The organism is Companilactobacillus miaonis (assembly GCF_036913615.1).
GTDB lineage: Bacteria > Bacillota > Bacilli > Lactobacillales > Lactobacillaceae > Companilactobacillus.
On the sequence record NZ_JAYKTX010000017.1, the window covers coordinates 19,086 to 40,412 of the forward strand.

A 21,327-nucleotide genomic window follows, 5' to 3' on the forward strand; every position below is an offset into this window, starting at 1 on the left:
TTTGAATTGAAGGTTTTTTTTATTAATCAGCATATCCGTCTAGAATCTTTTCTAGTTGAGCTTTACTGTGGAAGCCAGTCAATTTATCGACTACTTCGCCATCTTTTTTGATCATCAATGTTGGGATAGCCATGATACCAAATGACTTAGCTGTATCTGGGTTAGCATCAACATCCATCTTTAAGAATTTAACGGAATCATCATTTTCTGATAATTCTTCAACAACTGGTGATTGCATTCTACATGGACCACACCATGTTGCCCAAAAATCAATTAAAACGACACCATCTTTTGTGTCTTCTTCAAAACTCTTATCTGTTACTTCATCAACCATTATTGATCACTCCTTCACTCTGTAAATATTATCATTATTAATCTATCATTAAAAAACATCTGCTTGCAAATTATAAATCAACTATAGTTGCACCAGATCCACCTGAACTAGCTGGAGCATATCCAAATGACTTAACCCGCGGATTTCTTTGTAAGTAATTAGTTACTCCCTTGCGAATAACTCCAGTACCAAAGCCATGGACGATCGTAACTTGATTGTAACCTGCTAATAAAGCTTCATCGATGTATTGGTCTAAATCAGACATTGCTTCTTCGTAACGTTTACCACGTAAATCTAGCTTGCTTGACAGACCTGAACTCTTCGTTCGTTTGACCATCGTTGGCTTCTTTTCTGGTTCCGGTTGAACATCTTGAACTTTTTCCAAATCATCTTCGCCAAATTTCATCTTCAAGATACCCAATTGAACTTCATATTGATTATCCTTGTTTTTACGGACAATGGTACCAATCTGATCGTATGGCAAGGCCTTAACGGTGTCACCCACTTTTAATTGCTGACGACGTTTATTCCGACGCAAGACCCTATTCTTCTTGAGTGATTCATCTTGATGAAGATTCTTCAAATTAGTTTTAGCTGAAATGATTTGGTCTTCTTTAACAGCCACACCATCTTGTTCCAATTTACGCAAACGAGTCACGATTTTATCGGATTCTTTTTTAGCCTTGGCAACAATTTGATTAGCCCGGACTTTCGCAGCTTGTATTTCTGATGCTTTCGATTTGTCTAACGCATCGCTCTTCTTTTCGTAAGTCTCTTGAACAGCTTTATTCTTCGACAATTGAACTTGCAACTGTTGGTTCTTCTGTTCAAACTCCTTCCGACGATTCTCAAGATCAGCAATCATATTGTTCAAATCTTGACTCTCACCATTCATCAGTGATTGTCCTCGTTCAACAACTGAACGATCCATCCCTAAACGAGCAGCAATATTGAAAGCATTACTTGCACCAGGGATACCAATCAATAACTTGTAAGTCGGCTTGAGTGATTTCTCATCAAACTCCATGCTGGCATTGATTGTTTCCGGAGTGTTGTAAGCAAAAACTTTTAATTCTGGATAATGGGTCGTAGCCATGATAAAGCAGTGTGATTGGGCTAGTTTTTCCAAGATAGCAATCGCAATAGCGGCTCCTTCTTGAGGATCTGTCCCAGCACCTAACTCATCGATCAAGACTAGACTATGACTCGAAACTTTATGAATGATATTAATAATATTATCCATGTGTGACGAGAAAGTACTCAAGTTTTGTTCAATCGACTGTTCATCACCGATATCAACGAAGACTTCGTCAAAAACTGCAATTTGGCTTTCTTCACGAGCAGGAATAAAGAGTCCCGCTTGAGCCATCAATTGAATCAAACCTAAAGTTTTCATGGTAATAGTCTTACCACCAGTATTTGGTCCTGTGATCAACATTGTCTTATAGCCATCACCCATTTTGATATCATTAGCTACAACCTTATCAGGGTCGATCAGGGGATGTTTTGCATTGACTAGGTCAACTACATTATCTTTTGAAATAACGGGCTCTGTGGCCTTTATTTCACAAGCATACTTTGCTTTAGCATTAATTAAATCAAATTGAGCTAAAATTTCGTTATTTTTGACGATTTCATCAATTTCCGGACGGACTAAATCAGACAAATCATTTAAGATTCTGACTTCTTCCATCTTTTCTGAAACTTGCGATTCGTGTAACTGATTATTCAAACCGACAACCGCTTGGGGCTCGATATAAAGTGTTTGTCCACTGGCACTTTGGTCGTGAACGACACCACCGAATTTTGTCTTATATTCAGTTTTCACCGGAATAACGAAACGATCATCACGTAAAGTAACGATTGTTTCAGTCAAATACTTCGTATTCTTACCACGAGTATATTTTTCCATCGTTTGTCTGATCTGATCATTTAAGCGACTGATTCGACCACGAATATATTTCAAATCATCCGAAGCAGTATCTAAAACTCGACCAGTATCATCCAAAGAACGTGAGATACGTTTGGTTAATCCAGGATTATCAATCAATTTATCGTCTAATTTGTATAGTTCACGAAGATCCAGTTGGTCATCTTTTAACCCAGCAAAAAATTCTTTTAACTCAGTTGTATTTTGGAGCACTTGACCGATTTGAGCTAACTCAGTTCCGTTCAAGTTCCCATCTTTTTTCAAACGATTAGCTTGATCATGTAGATCAGCTAATTTTCTAACTGGGATTTCCCCCTTAATTCGTAAAATATCGGCACCATCTTTAGTTTGGTCGATCAATCTTTGAACGATTGATTCCACCGACATTGGCATTAATTTTTTTAAGAGAGTATTCCCACGCGTTGTGATTAGATATTTGGCAATTTCAGCTTTGATTTTGTCAAACTCTAATACTTTCAAAGCTTTATTATTCATCGTTCTCTCCTGTTATAAAATAAGACTGAAACAAATTGTCTCAGTCTCAAAAGTTACATTACGCCGATCCACAGATGACTCAACGCTTCAGTTAATACTGGCGTATTTTTGATCATCGTTGAAGCGACAAATGAATGATTTAGAGCATTTTGGATTCCGGTAACAGGAATCATAGCCAACAACAATAACAACATAAAAATTGTCACGTATGTTACTACAAAACCAATGATTCCACCGCTCAAAATATTAACATCATTGTACATTGGAAAATAAGTCAGTCTTTTAAAATAAAGACCAACAAAACGCATAATGATCCAACCAATGAAGCAAATAAAAATGAAGGCGAATGCCCGGTAAAATGCATCGTCTAATTTCATACCAACTTTTGTTGAGAAAAAGGCAAACTCACTGCCTAGACTAGCGGAAGGATAAGGTACGATCATTTCAAATTTAGGACCGAGTGTCTTGAAAGATACCCATGCTAAACAAAAGAACAAACCATATCCAATTGCGTAAAATGCTTCCATGACTAAGCCACGGCGAGCACCAATATAAAATCCATAAATCAAAAGTAAAATAAGTAACAGACTTAGCATTATTTCCCCTTACATCAATCATTAAAATCAAATTTGTGAATCATATTTAAGATAGAAATACCAAACGATTGGCTTGCGCCAATCGTTATTTTTATCCTATTCTTCGTCACTTGTGAAGGTATTTAAAACCTCTTGAACCATATCCCATTCCTCAGGATCTTCAATTGGATTTAATTCACCTGCATCGACATCCCCATTTTTATCGGGTGTAAATGAAAAGGCTTGAACCTCAATCTCGTCTGAATCTTCTGAATTCTTAGGATATAAGAAGACATATGATTTACCATAATCATCTGAATCGAAAGTAAAGAGAATTTTAAAAACTTCTTTATTACCTTGATCATCACTTAAAATTACTTCATCTAAATCTTTTGGTGGTTGTTTTTCACTCATATTTATCACCTAATTTCGTGTTAGTTTACCTTTGGCATCAAGATAATTCTGCAGAATCATTTCGGCAGCAATTTTATCGACTACCTTCTTGCGCTTTCTACGAGACACATTAGCCTCATCAATCAGCATTCTTTCAGCTTGAACAGTCGTCAAACGTTCATCGATAAAATCAATTGGCAAATTAAATTTGTCTTGAATCATTTTACCGTATTCACGCGATTTTTCTGCCCGTGGTCCTTCAGAATTATTCATATTTTTAGGCAGTCCCAGAACAATACCTGTAACCTGCTTTTCTTTGATGATTTCGCCTAATCTATCTAAACCGAAATCCTCTTTTTTCTCATTCATATGAATAGTTTCTACACCCTGTGCAGTCCAGCCCAATAAATCGCTTGCTGAAACACCAACGGTTCTTGCACCAACGTCTAAACCTAATAATCGCATTTATTTACCTTGATTGAGATAACTCTTAACTAGTTCTTCAATTATCTCGTCTCTTTCATGTTTCAAAATCAAATTACGGGCATCGTTATGTCTTGGAATGTATGCAGGATCACCAGAAAGCAAGTATCCAACGATTTGATTAATTGGATTATATCCCTTCTCTTCTAGTGATTGGTAAACACTTTCTAGTGTTTCCTTGACATCTTTACCTTTGTTTTCATTAAAATCAAAACTCATAGTTTTATCAAGTGAACTCATGGCAAACCTCCATATAACAAATATTTAAGTGACTAGAATGCTTAGTTCAATTATAGCCCACTTTAATAAGATTTAATAATATCTTTAGCTAATTGTAACGCATTTGTTAAACCAGCAGGATTTTTACCACCAGCTTGAGCCATATCTGGACGGCCACCACCGCCACCTTGGATCTCCTTGGCAATCTTCTTAACTAAATCGCCAGCTTTGACTCCATGGCCCTGGGCATCTTTATTAACTGCTACAACTAGACTAGCTTTATTATCTCCACTAGCACCTAAAACTAAAATATCTGACTTATTTTCATTCTTCCATTTATCAGCAAGTTGTCTCAATGTTTCCATATCGGCTGGGATAATATTGGCAATCACCTTATAGCCATTGATTTCTTCAACATTATCGAAAACCTCTGCTGATTTTTGACTTGTAAGTTGTGTCTTCAAGTTTTGGTTATCACGTTTTAAATCTTTAATTTCGTCAATAACTTGAGTTGCTCGACTAGGAACATCTTTGAGTTGGTTGACTTTCAAATTCTTAGCTGTCTTTTGCAATGTTTGCAATTGTTCATTTAAGTAAGCAAATGCTTCTTCACCAGTTACAGCTTCGATTCTTCTAGTACCAGAACCAATGGCTGATTCTGAAGTGATCTTGAACAAGCCAATTTCAGAAGTATTGCGGACGTGTGTTCCACCGCAGAATTCAGTTGAGTAATCATCCACTTCAACAACACGCACAGTATCACCATATTTTTCACTAAATAAAGCAATAGCACCCTTTTTCTTCTTAGCCTCTTCAATTGGTAAAACTTCTGTCTTAACAGGAATAGCAGCCCAAATTTTTTGATTAACAATTGTTTCGAGTTGAGAAATTTGTTCCTCAGTCAAAGCTTGATTGCTATTAAAGTCAAATCTCAAGTAATCAGGTTCAACTAATGATCCTGCCTGATGAGTTCTTGAACTGACAACATCACGCAAGGCTTGATCTAACAAGTGAGTAGCTGTGTGATTATGACGAACCTTTTCACGGAAGTTAACATCAATTTCTAGTTTGTACTCTGTTTCAGTTGAAATTTCTGACATGATATTTACTAGATGAATGTTTTGTCCATTAGGGGCATGTTGAACGTCAATAACTTCAGCAACTTGATTCCCTTTCAAATCATAAATATTACCGACATCAGCAACTTGGCCACCCATTTCAGCATAGAAAGGAGTTGTGTCAAAGACTAATTGAGCTTGACCTTCAGAAACCTTAGTTACTTCTTTATCGTCAACAATAATATTCTTCAAAGTACTTTCAGTTACATTCTTATCATAACCAACAAATTCACTAGGTGTCTTGATTTCCATCAAAGTTTCATCTTGCATACCCATTGATTGTAAGTTACCACGAGCTTCACGAGCACGTTGCTTTTGTTCTTCCATGTTCTCTTTGAAGCCAGCTTCGTCAACACTAAGTCCTTCGTCACTTGCATATTCACGAGTTAATTCCATAGGGAATCCATAAGTATCGTAAAGTTTGAAAGCTGATTTTCCATCAATAACTGTTTGATTATTTTTCTTCAAATCACTGATTACGCCGTTAAGCAATGCAAGTCCAGCATCCAAAGTTTCTGAAAAACGCTTTTCTTCTTGTTGAATTGTCTTAGAAATAAATTCTTTTTGTTGGCTAACTTCTGGATAGTAGCTTTCCATAATCTTACCAACAATTGGAACTAATCTGTAAAGGAATGGTCCATTAATACCTAATTTCTTACCATTCAAAACTGCACGTCTAATCAAACGTCTGATAACATAGCCACGACCTTCATTTGAAGGAAGTGCACCATCACCGACAGCAAACGAAACCGTTCTAGCGTGATCGGCAATAATCTTAAAGGAAATGTCATCTTCTTTATTTTCACCGTATTTTTTACCACAAAGTGAACCAACATCTTCAATCAAAGGCATGAATAAGTCAGTTTCAAAGTTAGTCTTAGTTCCTTGAACGATTGATACCAAACGTTCCAAGCCCATTCCCGTATCAATGTTTTTATGTGGTTGTTCAACATACTTACCATTTGGCAAATGATTTAGTTCTGAGAAAACGATATTCCAAACTTCCAAATATCTTTCATTTTCTCCGCCAGGATAACTTTCAGGATCATCTTCGGCCAAGTTGTTAAAAGCTTGTCCACGGTCATAGAAAATTTCAGAATCAGGACCACAAGGACCTTCACCAATATCCCAGAAATTATCTTCATCTTTTAAGATGTGATCTTGAGCAATTCCTACTTCAGCCCAAAGTTTTTGTGTTTCAGTATCTTTAGGATAAGTTGTCACGTACAAGTTATTCTTGTCCATGCCGATCCAGTCAGGACTTGTCAAAAATTCAAAAGCCCAAGGAATAACTTCTTTCTTAAAATAATCACCAACTGAAAAGTTACCCATCATTTCAAAGAAAGTTTGATGACGAGCTGTATGACCAACATTTTCAATATCATTAGTTCTAATACATTTTTGAGCATTAGTGATTCGAGGATTCTTTGGCACAACTGTTCCATCAAAATATTTCTTCAAAGTAGCAACACCAGAGTTGATCCACAATAAAGTTGGATCATTTTGTGGAATCAATGATGCACTAGGTTCAATCATGTGACCTTTTGTTTGGAAAAAGTCTAAAAACATCTTTCTTATTTCAGCACTTGATAAATTTTTCATTTTATCTCCCCAAAAAACGAAAAATCGCTGCAACCCCAAGGACGCCCATGCGCGGTACCACCTTGTTTGCAACGATTTCGTTAGCCTCTCAACATTTTTATCTAAAATTTAAGTTGGCAGCATCTTTGTATTAAATTCTTAGGCTTTTTCACCAACTAGCCTTCTCTGAAAAAATTTACTACAAGATATATCCAAAGAAAATATTAACCACGAATGTAAAAATTGTCAATAATTAAAAACTAGTTTGGTGGTTGGATGCCGTCTTCCGCACAAGCCCTGTGATGAGCTGGAACGCTGCCGGCACAACTTTGAGCTTTTGCAAAGTACGCAAAATCTCAAAGCTTGGCCTTATCCTAAGTGCTAAAGCACTAAGGATAATTTGGCGGCTGAGTCATCACAGGGCTTGTGCTCCAGACTAGATAACGATTCTATATACTTATTCAGGTAATATAAAAAAACATATTGTGTTCTATTTCAAATTCGTTCTGAATTTCAGTACAAAGATTTAATACCGACACTATTTTCAATAGAGATTAAATTCCGATACTTTGAATATGTTAATCCAATCGAGTGACACAAAATTCCAAATATAATTCTATAAAAATTAGAACATTGGTTAACAACAAAGAAATTCTATCTTCAAATATTTGGAACACAAATATCAAATAGATCCGTTACTCAGCACCGGAGCAACAAAGCTGATGGGCTCAGATGTGAAATTATTCTTAGCAATTTATTGCTTAGAATAAGGTCGAGCTTTGAAATACCGCGAACTTTGCGGTAGTTCAAAGTCGACCCACATCGTTCCAGCCCAATCAGCTTTGTTGCGGAGGAGCGTCATACTTCCGCCCCCAAACTAACTAATTATTCTTTTTACGTCTTGCATCTCTTTGTTTACGACGTTCTTGTCTAATTTGAATCTTTCTTTGTTGACGACGTTCATCCGAGATAGCTTTTTTAATCTTGTTCTTATAACCGGGCTTACGTTTTGTCTTTTGTTTCTTAACAAAACCAACTAACTTAGTATCAAGTTTTTCTTGATTAGCCTTACGAGTCATACGGTGATCACGTTCTTGTACGTCAACGATGTCGCCGTTTTTAATATCCTTAGGAGCAAACTTAATGCCTAAGTGTTCAATTTCATCAACTTTGTGTTCTTCACCTGGTTCATACAAAGTGATAGCTGTACCAGACATCCCATTACGACCAGTTCTGCCGACACGGTGAATGAAGAAGTCCAAATCTTCTGGAATCTCCGCATTGATAACGTGAGATACACCGTTGATATCAATTCCTCTAGCTGCTAAATCGGTTGCGACTACAAATTGATAATCCATGTTTTCAACTTGTTTCATCGTCCGTTTACGTTCTCTAGGTGTTAATCCACCATGAATTCTGGCAACTTTCAAGCCTTTGTTACGTAAATATTGATAAATTTCATCAACTGTCTTCTTCGTATTAGCGAAAACCAGAACCAAATATGGTTCGCCAATCGTCATTAAGCGATAAATAATTTCTTTTTTATCACGGCCGTGAGTGAACATTAACCAGTTATCCACATTCTTAGGGATAATACTGCTATTTTTAATTTCTACTCGTTGAGGACCATGCATATATTTCTTCAAGAAAGGTTCAAGTTTTTGAGGGATAGTTGCAGAAAAGACCATCATTTCACGATCTTCGGGCAACTTATCAGTAATGTGATCGACTTCTTCTAAGAATCCCATGTCCAAAGTCATATCAGCCTCATCAATAACGTAACGTTGAACGTTTTCTACGTGGAGGTCATTTTCTTTAATCAAATCCCAAAGACGTCCTGGAGTTCCAATCGCAATCTGTGGTTGATGTGCTTCAAGTTTTCTCTTTTGTCTTTCACGATCAGCTCCACCGACGAAGATAAAAGCGTTATATTCTTCTGGATAATTCTTCAAAATTGCTTGGGTATCTTCGTAGATTTGATAAGCTAATTCTCTACTTGGAGTAGCAATTAATAATTGAACTTCTTGTGTTGGCTTTAAAGCGTTCATTGATGGTAACAAGAACGCATGTGTTTTACCTGAACCAGTTTCAGATTGAACAATAATATCCTTTTTCTTATTCACTAAAGAGATTACTGCCTCTTGAACCTTCGTTGGTTCATCAAAATTTATTTCTTTTAATGATTTGTTAATAGCATCATTAAAGTTATATTGTGAAAATTTAGTCATCTATTCACCCTTCTGATTAAAATCAGTCACTATTTTTATTAGTTCCTCAAACATTTGTTTAACTTCATCAAGATTCTGAGCAGTTGCACCACTAGCAAGTGGATGTCCACCGCCATCGTGAGCTTTAGCTAATTCATTAATGATTGGACCTTGTGAACGCAAATGCATTCTAAATGTTCCATCATTTTTTTGAACAGCTTCCATCCAAGAAGTAACTTCTTTCAAGCGACCTGGTGTAGAAACAACTGAGTTAGCCTCTTCTTGATTGAGATTTAACTTATCCATTAAATCGTGATCAATAATAGCTAAAGCAGCACCAGATTTATCGATTTGGAGAATGTCATAAATGAAGCCTTGGAGTTTGGCTTGTTTCAAACTAACTTCATTCATCTTGTTGTTAATAGCCGCAATATCAACTCCTAAGGCGATAAATTTACCCGCAACGTTCATTGTGTGTTGAGTCGTTGACGGATAAAGGAATCTTCCAGTATCACCGACAATTCCCGCGTACAAATAATTTGCGACCTCTTTAGTCAATTGCAAGTCGTCAGTATTGTCGATCAAATCGGCAATGATTTCAGAACAAGAACTGGCATCGGTATTAACAAACAATTGATCTCCATAAACATCATCATTAGGATGGTGATCGATCTTGATCAAGTATGCTCCATCATCAAAACGTTGATCGTCAATTCTTGGTCGGTTGGCTGTGTCACAAACGATTACCAGGGCACCTTGATAATCCCCATCACTCACCTTTTGTGCTTTTGAAAGCCAAATTAAACCTTCAGTATCATTTCCACCAATTAAAACTTTCTTTTCAGGAAATGCCTGACGAATTGCCGTTGCTAAACCAGCTTGAGACCCTAGTGCATCAGGATCCGGATTTTGATGACGTAGAATGATAATTCTATCATATTTTTTAATTGTTGCAATTATTTCAGCGTAGCTATTCATAATTGTCCTCCTTGTAAGACAAATTCAAAGAAACCTCTTCATACGACAATGGATCAAGATTCGTGATCGTAATTCCGAGCAAGCGAATCTTTTGATCAGTTACCTTTAATTTATCATAAATATCCCTTGCAACACGATAAATTTCTGTTTTTGTTTGGACATAGTCTTGAAAACTCATCCGTCTGGTAATTGTTTCAAAGTCTGAATTTCTAAGTTTGAGAACAACAGTTTTGCCATGTTGACGTTGCTTTTTCAAATCTTGACTGACCAATTCAGCCAAAAAATCTAATTCATGATTGATCTGTTCATCAGTCACCAAATTACGATTATAAGTTCTTTCTCGACCAATCGACTTACGAAGGCGATGACCTTCAATTGGTGAATCGTCAATGCCGTGCACTCGTTTATAAATTACGTAACCCATCTTGCCAAATTTTTTCAAAAAGACATCTTGATCTAACTTCTGTAAATCACCGCCAGTGTAAATATCCATCTCATGCAGTTTGGCCTGCATTGCTTTACCAATCCCGTTGAATTTTTCGATCGGTATCGGTTTGAGAAATTCAGTCGCATATTTGCCTAAAATAATCGTCCGCCCAAAAGGTTTTCGATAATCTGAAGCCATCTTGGCTAAAAATTTGTTGTAGGAAATTCCAACTGAACAAGTTAAACGAGTCTCTTTAACGATACGTTGCTGAATATAATTGGCAATTTTAATGGTATTTGTTTCACCCAGTTTATTTTCTGTCACATCTAAATAAGCTTCATCTAGCGCAACTGATTGGTAGTTGTCAGTTACGTCACCAAAAATATCGTGGATCTGTTGGGACACTTGACGATACAAATCAAAATTAGGTGGTGTGATAACGAGTTTATCTTTCGGAATCAAATCAACAGCCTCTTGCGCTGGCATGGCTGAATGAGCTCCATATTTTCGGGCATTATAATTGGCCGTTGTGACAACCCCGTGATGATGATGTTTCCTAGGATCTTGGGCGACAATCAGACATTTTTTCTTGTATTCGGGATGTTCTCTTTCTTCTACTGAAGCGAAAAAAGCATCCATGTCGACATGGATGACTTTTCTGTTTTCTTCAATTTTAATAGGAATTTTTAAAAAGATAACAAAGACTCCTTAATCGTCCCAAACCCAAGAATTTCCATCACGTTCCAAGAGCATTTCAGCGGCATCTGGTCCCATTGAACCACTCAAATAATTAGGGAATTCTGGTGTTTGTGAATCCCAACGTTGTCTGATTGTATCGATATATTTCCAAGTACTTCTTAGTTCATCCCAAAGTGTAAAGTGAACTCGATTTCCAGAAAGAATATCAATGATCAAACTTTCATAAGCTTCACGAGCCTTATCAAATTCTGCTTCTTCAGGGAACTTGATAAAGTCCTTACCAGCTTCTTTGTAGTTCACACCATTGATCAAAATACTGTGACCATTTTCTCTTTCAATCAAGAGCGTCACAACTGAATTAGGTCTGATTCCTAGTTCTTCAACCTTATCGTTCAAAACAATATCGATTCGTGATGACTTCTTAGGCATTCTCTTACCTGAACGAACATAGAATGGAACGTTGCGCCATCTGTCAGTATCGAATTCAATCTTACCGGCCACAAAAGTTTCAATATTGGAATCTTCTGCAACATTATCTTCTTGACGATAAGCTTTTAAGTCCCCTAATTTATCAGTGTCATATTGACCACGTACAAAAGCTTGATCAACTTCTTCAGGCGATAATTCCTTCAATCTTGAAAAGAGCTTAGTTTTGTTCTTATGAATCACATCCGCATCTTCGGATTCTGGTTCATCACTGGCAACGGCTCCAATGATTTGCATAATATGATTTTGCACCATGTCACGCAAGACACCGGCTGTTTCGTAGTAACCGCCACGATCTTCGACGCCAAGGGATTCAGCTAGCGTGATTTGGATATTAGAAACATACTTGTTATTCAGTGCTTGTTCCAACTTAGGATTATTCTTACGAATATTCGGAATATCTTGAATCATTTCCTTACCTAAATAATGGTCGATTCGATAAATATCATTTTCTGGGAAGGCCTTAGAAATGTTGCCATTCAACTCGCAAGCAGAATCAAGATCTCGGCCAAATGGCTTCTCAATAACCAGACGGTTATAGCCACTTGCCTTCAAGCCTTCAGAATTGATGTGTTCAGCGACCGTACCAAAGAATCTCGGTGCAATTGCCATGTAGTAAACGCGATTGTGACCAGCCTCAAATTGGTCATCTAGTTTACTTGCCAAGTTCTTCAAAGCAATATAATGCTCTGAATCGTTGACATCGTGTGATTGATAGAAGAAATGCTTGGCAAATTCTGTCATAACTTCTTCACTATCATCAAAATAATCCTTTAAAGATGTGACGACTGTTTCACGGAAGTAATCATCACTCCAAGGACGACGTGCGGTACCAATTACGGCAAAGTGATCTTTTAGAAAACCCGATTTGTAAAGACGGAACAATGAAGGATACAATTTTCGATGTGCTAAATCGCCAGATCCCCCAAAAATAATAAAAATTGCTGATTTCTCTTTAGCCATTTTCTAAACTGCTATACAAAATTTGGTGAAATATAGATAATCATGATTGATTTCTATATTCAAAAAGTTGTATATTTCCTTTCTTAATTTTATTTACTGCCGTTATAACATCAGTATTCTGATATTCCTTAAAAGGATACCACATTGACTAACTATGACAGCCTAAGGGTTTAGCCGACCCCTTTTTAGTAATAATTATTTAGATTAAAGATAACAAATTAGCCACAGCATTCGTATCACGATCAAGGACAGCCCCACAATCATAACAAATGTATTCATTATGCCTCGTGTGATGCTTGGCATTCCCACGCAAAGTGATTTTATCAGAACCTTTTTTAATATGGCCGCATTTAGAACAACGTTGCGTTGAAGGATAGTATTTATCTGCAAGTACGATTTCTTTACCGTACCACTCACATTTGTAACTCAACACTTGACGGAAATAACCAAAAAGTGATTGTTGGAGGCCTTTTGATGCAACGTGACTCATTTGCATTTTTTTAATATTCAGGTCCTCAATCACAATTTTATCAAAATCTGTAACCAATTTAGTTGTAAACTTCTGAATCAAGTCGTGCTGGATATTAGTAACTTTACGATAATCACGTTGCAATTTGGCTCTCACCGCAATGTAATTATTACTTTTGTTAGCTTTTTTTCCATTAATCACTCGCTTATGAGCAAGCTGTTTTTGATAAAGTTTAATACGTTGATAAAGGCGAATTAGATGATTTGGCAAAGTATTAATTAAACCCCCAGTATAATTCAAATGCCCAACATTTACATCAACTGCCGTATTTTGATTGGTCAGTAACTTTGACTTAGGTGCCATTTCAAAAGGAAGGCTAGCCCAATATTTACCATTTTCACGATAGACACTAACGACTTTCAGTTCACCTGACAAATCTTCATGCTTATTGATACGAATGTCGTACCAAGTTTTAATGCCATGTGGTTTGTCCAAACATAATTTACCATTGACGATTTTTGCACGATCCGTTTTGAAACCTTGACGAACAGCCTTTTTAGATTTAAATCTTGGCTTTCCCCAATCCAATTGGGTTTTATCAAAAAAATTCTGCCAAGCTTTTCCTAAATCTGAGATTGCCAATTGTAAAGTCCTAGCCGATAGCTGGTACTGCCAATCAGCCTTATTAGTCACTAACTCATTTCTAACGGAATAAACATTTGGTCTCGGGTTAGTACTATCGATTGTGTGTAAATCATACATATCAATCCATGTGGCTAATCCTTCATTCCAACAATATCGACGATAATCACAAAGTTTATTGAGAACTTTCATCATATAACGATTGGGATAGAGTCTTACTTTTAGCGTGCGAATCAACAATTTCACCACCAATCAATTCAGTATCATTCATCAATTTTGTTTTATTACACGTTTCATACAATTGACAATAAAATGAAGCTATAAATTGGACAGTCAGCCATTTTTAGGGATTAACCATAGTTAAGGTTGACTTTCTACAAACAACATAGTCTTATCTTTTTATGCAAATTCCTTATTGCCCATATCCTTACAAATAATTAATTCCTCCTTTAAAAAATATCATGTAGTTCTATTTTACATCATGCGAAATTAAACATCTTGGTTTATGACTTAAAACTTTATAAAAATGTTGCTAGATTAATATTAATGATAGTACTTAAAGTCCACTTTAGGTCAAGCTAAAAATTATATAGTTGTTGTTCTTTAGGGGTGGTGGTTCTATTGCCGTCTTATGGCTCTATGTCCCTTTCCATTCATAATCTTTAATTTATAAATTAAGAATATTCTATAAAAACGTGAAATTCACATAAATAATACACAAAGCAAAAACAGCACCTATTCAAAAAACGTAATTGACTATTTTCAAGTTAATACGTTCTTGAACAGATACTGTTATTTTTTCACATTAGAAAGAAATAAAACATAGAACCACCATTTAGTCCGGAGCAACAAACTCGATTTGGCTCAGTACTGAAATTATTGTTAGTGCTTTAGCACTTACAATAAGGTCGAGCTTGGAGACTTTTTCCAGTTTTGAAAAAGGCTTCAAGTCGTGCCCAGTACGTTCCAGCCAAAATCGAGTTTGTTGCGGAGGACGGGATCCTACACCAGTCAAAGTATAGAACTTAAACTATTTTTCCTCTTTTGTATCTTCTTCTTTTGCTTCTGGTTCTGCTTCTTTAGTTTCAGCAGCTTTTTCTTCAGCCTTTGGAGCTTCTTTAGTTTCAGTAGCTTCTGCTGATTCTTTTGTTTCTGCCTTTTCTTCTGGCTTAGCTTCTGTTGTTGTCTTAGCAACTGGAGTTGTACGACGAATGAAGTTTAAGTCAAATGTTAGATAAACACCATCGCAGTCAATCACGATTTCTTTGTCATCACGATTGATTGAATGAATTGTTCCTTTTAGACCGCCAAGAGTAACAGCTTTGTCACCAACAGCCATTTCCTTCAACATCTCTTGACGTTTTTGTTGTTGCTTCTTTTGTGGACGAATAGAGATAAAGTACATACCAATAAACATTACCGCAACGAAAAGCAATAGACCCATTGAACCACCAGCACCTGCGCCGGCACCTAATGTAAGCATATTCAAATTTTCCACCTCTTAATAATTTACATAAGTATAGGTTACCAAAAATATGACATGGTTTCCATACTAGAAAGATTATCTTCTCAAAATCTTCTAAAAATTCTTGGCGTTTTTCTTATTAAAACCATATTCTTCAAAGACGTGTTCTCTAAATTCTAATAAATTATCATCACGGATGGCTTGACGTACACCCTTCATTAAATTCAACAAGAAGTATAGATTGTGATAACTAGTCAAGTGAATACCAAATAATTCGTTGGCATTGATCAAATGACGGATATAAGCCTTTGTATAGTTGCGGCAAACGTAACAATCACAGTTATCATCTAGTGGTGTGAAATCACGAGCGTATTTAGCATTTTTAACTACCAAACGTCCGTGACTTGTCATACAAGTACCATTTCTAGCAATTCTTGTTGGTAGGACACAATCGAACATGTCAATACCACGGATAACACCGTCGATCAAGGAGTCAGCAGTCCCAACACCCATCAAGTAACGCGGTTTGTTTTCAGGCAACATTGGAGTTGTGAAATCTAGAACTCGATTCATTTCACCCTTTGATTCACCAACTGAAAGTCCACCGATCGAATAGCCAGGGAAATCCATGCTGACAAGATCTCTGGCACTTTGTTTACGCAAGTCTTCAAAACCAGCACCTTGAACGATACCAAATAGTGCTTGCCAATCAGGATTTCGATGAGCTTTCAAACCACGTTCGGCCCAACGACTTGTTCTCTCAACCGATTTTTTAATGTAATCATAACTTTCAAAGAATGGTGGACATTCATCCAAACTCATCATGATATCAGGACCCAAGTAATTTTCGATCTTGATAGCTTTTTCAGGTGATAGGAATTCTTGACGACCATTTAAGTGATTGCGAAAATGGACTCCCGCCTCAGTGATATCACGCATCTTGGCTAGTGAGAAAACTTGAAATCCACCGGAATCAGTTAAAATTCCCTTATCCCAATTCATGAATTTGTGCAAGCCGCCAGCTTCTTTAACAATATCTTCACCAGGTCTTAACCATAAGTGATAAGTATTGGCGAGGATAATCGAAGCACCGATTTTTTCCAAGTCTTCTGGAGCCATGTTCTTAACTGAAGCTTCAGTTCCAACAGGCATAAACATTGGTGTTTCAAAAGTTCCGTGTGGTGTTTCCAACAAACCAAGACGTGCACCAGTGTGTTTTTCCTTCTTTAATAATGTATATTTAATTGCCGATTCCATAACTTCCCTCTACTTAATGAACATTGCATCACCAAAACTGAAGAAGCGATACTTCTCTTCAACAGCATGTTGGTAGGCGTTCAAAATATTTTCACGACCAGTAAATGCTGCCACGAGCATTACTAACGTCGACTTTGGCAAATGGAAGTTAGTAATAAATTCATCGACTACTTTCCATTGATAACCAGGTTTAATGAAGATATCAGTCCAACCACTGTCAGCCTTGATCTCACCATTAAATTTAGTTCCGATTGTCTCTAAAGTACGAATTGAAGTCGTTCCAGTAGCAACAATCTTACCGCCATTCTTCTTAACATCATTTAAGGTTTTAGCGGATTCTTCATCCAAACGATAAAACTCTGAATGCATCACATGTTTACTAATATCGGATTCAGTCACCGGTCTAAAAGTACCCAGACCAACGTGAAGCGTGACATAAACCAATTTCACACCCTTGTCTTCCACTTTCTTCAAAAGTTCTTTAGTCCAATGAAGTCCGGCAGTTGGTGCGGCAGCTGAACCATTTTCTTTTGCATAAACTGTTTGATAACGGTCGGGGTCGTCGAGCTTTTCCTTGATGTATGGAGGGAGTGGCATCTCACCTAGTTGTTCCAAAATCTCCATAAAAATTCCTTGATAGTGGAATTCGATAATCTTGCCACCATGTTCCAAATCTTCTAGGACTTCAGCTTCAAGTTGGCCATCACCGAATTGAACTTTTGTTCCAACTTTGGCACGTCGAGCAGGTTTCATTAGGACTTCCCACTTGTCGCCTTCAATATTGTTCAACAACAATACTTCTTCGTGTCCGTCAGTATCTTCTTTGGTACCGTACAATCGAGCTGGTAAAACTCTAGAATTGTTCATTACTAAAGCATCCCCAGGATTCAAGTAATCCAAAATATCATAAAAATGCTTATCACTATATTCGCCAGTTTCATGGTCGAGGACTAATAGTCTTGATTGGTCACGATTTTTGATCGGTGTTTGGGCGATAAGTTCTTCTGGTAAATCATAATCGAAATCTTCTGTTGTTAGTGTCATCAAAATTCTCCTTTTTGTGTTGGACTAGTTTTCTTCAGGATAAGGCAATCCCATGTGTTGATAACCTTTTCTCGTTACGACACGGCCTTTGGCAGTGCGTTTCAAGAATCCCATCTGCATTAAATATGGTTCATAAACTTCTTCAATCGTCTCTTGTTCTTCACCAATGTTGGCAGCGATAACTTTCAAACCAACTGGACCACCATTGTAGAGTTCAATGATCATCTCAAGAATTCTCCGATCGATGTGGTCAAGTCCTGCGTTGTCAACTTGTAGTTGGTTCAAAGCTGATTCAGCGACATCAAAATTGATCGTATCTTTATTAGCGACTTGAGCAAAATCACGGACTCGCTTCAACAACCGATTGGCAATTCTTGGTGTTCCGCGTGATCTTCTGGCAATCTCGTGAGCACCCTCTTCATCAACGTTGATGTTCAAAACACTAGCTGAACGAAAGACGATTTTCGATAATTCATCTATGGTATAGTACTCCATTCGTTCAACAATTCCAAATCGATCTCTTAAAGGTGCCGAAAGTTTTCCAGCGGCAGTCGTTGCACCAATCAAAGTATAAGGTGCTAATTGGTGGTGCAATGAACGTGACTCACTACCCTGGCCGACAATGATATCGATATAGAAATCTTCCATAGCTGAATACAAAACTTCTTCGATGGCTCGAGGCATACGATGGATTTCATCGATAAATAAAATATCACCAGGTTCGAGTTCATCTAAAACAGCCACTAAATCACCCGATTTTTCAATCGAAGGACCAGTCGTCGTATGAATGTTGACACCCATCTCATTGGCAATGATCATGGCTAGTGTTGTTTTACCTAACCCGGGAGGTCCATATAACAAGACGTGATCCAAAGTCTGTTGTCTTTGTTTGGCAGCTTTAATATAAACATTTAATTCTTTCTTGGCTTTTTCTTGGCCTAAGTATTGGTCAAAAGTTTGTGGACGAAGTGTTTGCTCAATAATATTCTCATTATTATCGAGTGAATCTGCATCAGTTAAACGTTCATCATCATTTTGATTTTCGATTGTTAACTCCCCCTACTTACTCAATAATTTCAAGCCAGCACGCAAGTACTCATCAGCACTCTTGTGCGGTTCTTTTTCTAAAGTACTCTTAATCTTACTAATTTCACGCGATGAATAGCCTAATGATTCTAGAGCTGCTAAGCCATCGTCTAATTCTTGATTGCCATGACTGAATTCTACTGGAGCTTCACCTAGTGTCATCTGACCTTCAGCAGTGAACTTGCCCGATAGATCCAAAATGATTTGTTGAGCAGTTTTCTTACCGATTTTAGGAAATTTAGTCAAAAACTTCACATCGTTATTCTCAATTGCGTGAATCAAACCTTGCAAGTCTTGCCCAGCCAAAATTGCTAAAGCACTCTTGGGACCAATGCCGGAAACACTGATTAAATGTAGGAAGATATTCTTCTCATTTAAATCGTAAAATCCGTACAAAGTTTGTTCGTTGTCACGGACGATCTGTTCGACAAAAACTTTGGCAGTTTGTTGTTCTTCATAACGATAAGGGTTGGCAACTTGGACTTTATAACCGACTCCTTGAACATCCACGACGATGTAAGAAGGGGTGACTGTGGCGATTAAACCATTTAAATATTCAAACATAATTACTCACTTTCTCTGGTATCATGCGGATCTTGAATTCTCTTAAACATCTTCTCGAGGTCCTTGTTGCTGAACTCAACTAAGACGGGACGACCATGAGGACAATTGTAAGGATTCTCAGCCTTAGTCAAATTGTGCAACAATTCGATTGCCTCTCGGTCCGTGATGTGATGGTTAGCCTTGATAGCACGCTTGCAACTCATCATGATAGCATTTTTTTCACGGAAACTCGCTACACTGATTTTAGAATCATTTAGCACATAGTCAATCATTTCTTTGATAGTCGACTCTTCTTGACCTTGAACAAACCACGTCGGATGCGTGTTGACAACAAAACTATTTTGCCCGAAATCATCCAAATACAGCCCGATACTTTCAAGCACCGGCTTCTTTTCTCTAATCAAGATACTTTCTGAATTAGGATAATCGAGAACAATTGGGACAAGTAGTTTTTGCTGATCTTGTGTCACGCGACCAATTTCCTTGCGGTAGTATTCGTAATTGACTCGCTCTTGGGCAGCATGCTGGTCGATCAAATAAAAACCATCCTTACTTTCAGCAACCAAATAAGTCCCATGAATCTGTCCGATGTAACGCAAATCAGGAAAACCACTTGGCTGTGGTTCTTTAATTGGCGACTGGTCAGGTTGTTCGACAACTTTGACTTGTGCTTCTTTTTTCAAGCGTTCATCCCAAGATTTCAAATGCTCTGGATCATTGAAAATCGGCATCCCATCAGTTGGCGTGACGAATTCTTTTTCAACCGGTTCTTTATGCGCCGTAACTTTTGGCTGAGCGACTTCCGTTGGCGTCATTGGTTCACTGATTTTATCAATCGTTTCAACATCTTCAAAACTGATCTGTTCTGGTTTGTACGTATCGACTGGTTTGCGATTGAGATTTTTCACCGCATCGGGAATCAAATTTTGCTTAGACAAACGGTCTTTGATTCCTTGACTGATCAAATCCCCAATGTGCCCTTCGTTAGACAAACGCACCTCTTGTTTAGTTGGGTGAACGTTGATGTCGACCAGACTCGGGTCCATTTTGATGTCGATCACTGCAATTGGGTAACGAGCCACCATCAACTTTGAACCGTAACCACGGACAACTGCGTTAGTCAGTTGAAAGTTCTTGATATAGCGACCATTTAAAATCAGTGAAATGTAAGATCTATTCGAACGAGTCGTATCCGGTTTGGAGAAAAAGCCTTTGATCTGATAATCAGGGTCTGAGTTTTCAAACTGAAACATATGACTAGCAATACTACGACCGTATATTCCGGCAATCGTCTGTTGCAAGTTGTCGTTACCAGAAGTCCAAACTAAGTCCTTACCTTCATGAATCAACCGAAATGAAATTTCTGGATGCCCCATCGCTAAACGATCAACGATATCGACAATGCGATTTAACTCTGTATGTAGTGATTTGACGTATTTCAAACGAGCTGGCGTATTGAAGAATAAATCTTCGACCAACATCGTTGTTCCCACTGAACGAGCAAAGGTTTCCTTTTTAATTAATTCATTGCCAGAAAACTTAGCTCGCACAGCCGATTTACCGTCAGTACTTGTAACAACTGTTAATTTGGAAATAGAGGCGATACTAGCCAGCGCTTCACCACGAAAGCCGAGTGTCTTGATATTGAACAAATCACGGTCATTAGCGATTTTACTAGTCGTATGCGGCAAGAAAGCTACTTCGACATCATCAGCGTTGATTCCGTTACCATTGTCGTTAACTTCGATGGACTTCAAACCCGATTGAGCAACCGTGATTAGGATTTGGGTTGCTTTGGCATCAATTGAGTTTTCCACTAATTCTTTAACAACTGAAGCCGGACGCTCGATAACTTCACCCGCAGCGATTTGGTTGCTCAATTCGACTGGTAACTCATGAATTACTCCCACTA

General features: G+C 37.6%; 18 protein-coding genes. All 18 read right to left on the reverse strand.

Annotated features, from left to right (window positions below; genetic code table 11):
• Nucleotides 1-22 precede the first annotated feature (22 nt).
• A complete protein-coding gene (trxA, locus tag U8521_RS12105; protein WP_334331607.1) occupies nt 23-334 on the reverse strand; it encodes a thioredoxin in 312 nt (103 codons plus the stop codon).
• A gap of 70 nt (nt 335-404) precedes the next feature.
• Nucleotides 405-2,759 (reverse strand): endonuclease MutS2, encoded by a 2,355-nt coding sequence (locus U8521_RS12110; RefSeq protein WP_334352863.1) that lies wholly within the window; start codon nt 2,757-2,759, stop codon nt 405-407.
• 53 nt (nt 2,760-2,812) lie between these two features.
• The gene (locus U8521_RS12115; protein WP_334331609.1) at nt 2,813-3,355 is read right to left on the reverse strand and encodes a CvpA family protein; all 543 of its coding nucleotides are present in this window, start codon (nt 3,353-3,355) and stop codon (nt 2,813-2,815) included.
• 96 nt (nt 3,356-3,451) lie between these two features.
• Nucleotides 3,452-3,757, reverse strand: a complete 306-nt coding sequence (locus U8521_RS12120; protein ID WP_425456247.1) for a DUF1292 domain-containing protein — start codon at nt 3,755-3,757, stop codon at nt 3,452-3,454.
• Entirely contained in the window at nt 3,758-4,192 is a 435-nt protein-coding gene (gene ruvX / locus U8521_RS12125; RefSeq protein WP_334331610.1) for a Holliday junction resolvase RuvX, read from the reverse strand. It abuts the gene before it with no gap.
• Complete coding sequence (locus U8521_RS12130; RefSeq protein ID WP_025084641.1) at nt 4,193-4,450, reverse strand: IreB family regulatory phosphoprotein; 258 nt, start codon at nt 4,448-4,450, stop codon at nt 4,193-4,195.
• A 62-nt stretch (nt 4,451-4,512) separates the two neighbouring features.
• A complete protein-coding gene (alaS, locus tag U8521_RS12135) occupies nt 4,513-7,149 on the reverse strand; it encodes an alanine--tRNA ligase (protein WP_334331611.1) in 2,637 nt (878 codons plus the stop codon).
• Nucleotides 7,150-8,009: 860 nt separating this feature from the next.
• Complete coding sequence (locus U8521_RS12140; RefSeq protein ID WP_334331612.1) at nt 8,010-9,356, reverse strand: DEAD/DEAH box helicase; 1,347 nt, start codon at nt 9,354-9,356, stop codon at nt 8,010-8,012.
• Nucleotides 9,357-10,313, reverse strand: a complete 957-nt coding sequence (locus U8521_RS12145) for a DHH family phosphoesterase (protein WP_334352864.1) — start codon at nt 10,311-10,313, stop codon at nt 9,357-9,359.
• Entirely contained in the window at nt 10,306-11,436 is a 1,131-nt protein-coding gene (gene dinB, locus U8521_RS12150) for a DNA polymerase IV (protein WP_334352872.1), read from the reverse strand. The genes U8521_RS12145 and dinB overlap by 8 nt, the downstream gene beginning before the upstream one ends.
• Nucleotides 11,437-11,448: 12 nt before the next feature.
• Entirely contained in the window at nt 11,449-12,888 is a 1,440-nt protein-coding gene (zwf, locus tag U8521_RS12155) for a glucose-6-phosphate dehydrogenase (RefSeq protein WP_334352865.1), read from the reverse strand.
• Between the two features lie 199 nt (nt 12,889-13,087).
• Nucleotides 13,088-14,236, reverse strand: coding sequence for an RNA-guided endonuclease InsQ/TnpB family protein (locus tag U8521_RS12160; protein WP_334352866.1), 1,149 nt, complete (start codon nt 14,234-14,236; stop codon nt 13,088-13,090).
• Between the two features lie 793 nt (nt 14,237-15,029).
• The gene (gene yajC / locus U8521_RS12165) at nt 15,030-15,482 is read right to left on the reverse strand and encodes a preprotein translocase subunit YajC (RefSeq protein ID WP_334352873.1); all 453 of its coding nucleotides are present in this window, start codon (nt 15,480-15,482) and stop codon (nt 15,030-15,032) included.
• Between the two features lie 96 nt (nt 15,483-15,578).
• Nucleotides 15,579-16,721 (reverse strand): tRNA guanosine(34) transglycosylase Tgt, encoded by a 1,143-nt coding sequence (gene tgt / locus U8521_RS12170; protein ID WP_334352867.1) that lies wholly within the window; start codon nt 16,719-16,721, stop codon nt 15,579-15,581.
• 9 nt (nt 16,722-16,730) lie between these two features.
• Complete coding sequence (gene queA / locus U8521_RS12175; protein WP_334352868.1) at nt 16,731-17,765, reverse strand: tRNA preQ1(34) S-adenosylmethionine ribosyltransferase-isomerase QueA; 1,035 nt, start codon at nt 17,763-17,765, stop codon at nt 16,731-16,733.
• A gap of 24 nt (nt 17,766-17,789) precedes the next feature.
• Nucleotides 17,790-18,812, reverse strand: a complete 1,023-nt coding sequence (ruvB, locus tag U8521_RS12180) for a Holliday junction branch migration DNA helicase RuvB (protein WP_334331995.1) — start codon at nt 18,810-18,812, stop codon at nt 17,790-17,792.
• A gap of 12 nt (nt 18,813-18,824) precedes the next feature.
• Nucleotides 18,825-19,415: a Holliday junction branch migration protein RuvA gene (gene ruvA / locus U8521_RS12185; RefSeq protein WP_334331617.1), complete on the reverse strand. Its 591-nt coding sequence runs from the start codon at nt 19,413-19,415 to the stop codon at nt 18,825-18,827.
• A gap of 2 nt (nt 19,416-19,417) precedes the next feature.
• The gene (mutL, locus tag U8521_RS12190) at nt 19,418-21,325 is read right to left on the reverse strand and encodes a DNA mismatch repair endonuclease MutL (protein WP_334331618.1); all 1,908 of its coding nucleotides are present in this window, start codon (nt 21,323-21,325) and stop codon (nt 19,418-19,420) included.
• Nucleotides 21,326-21,327: the final 2 nt, after the last annotated feature.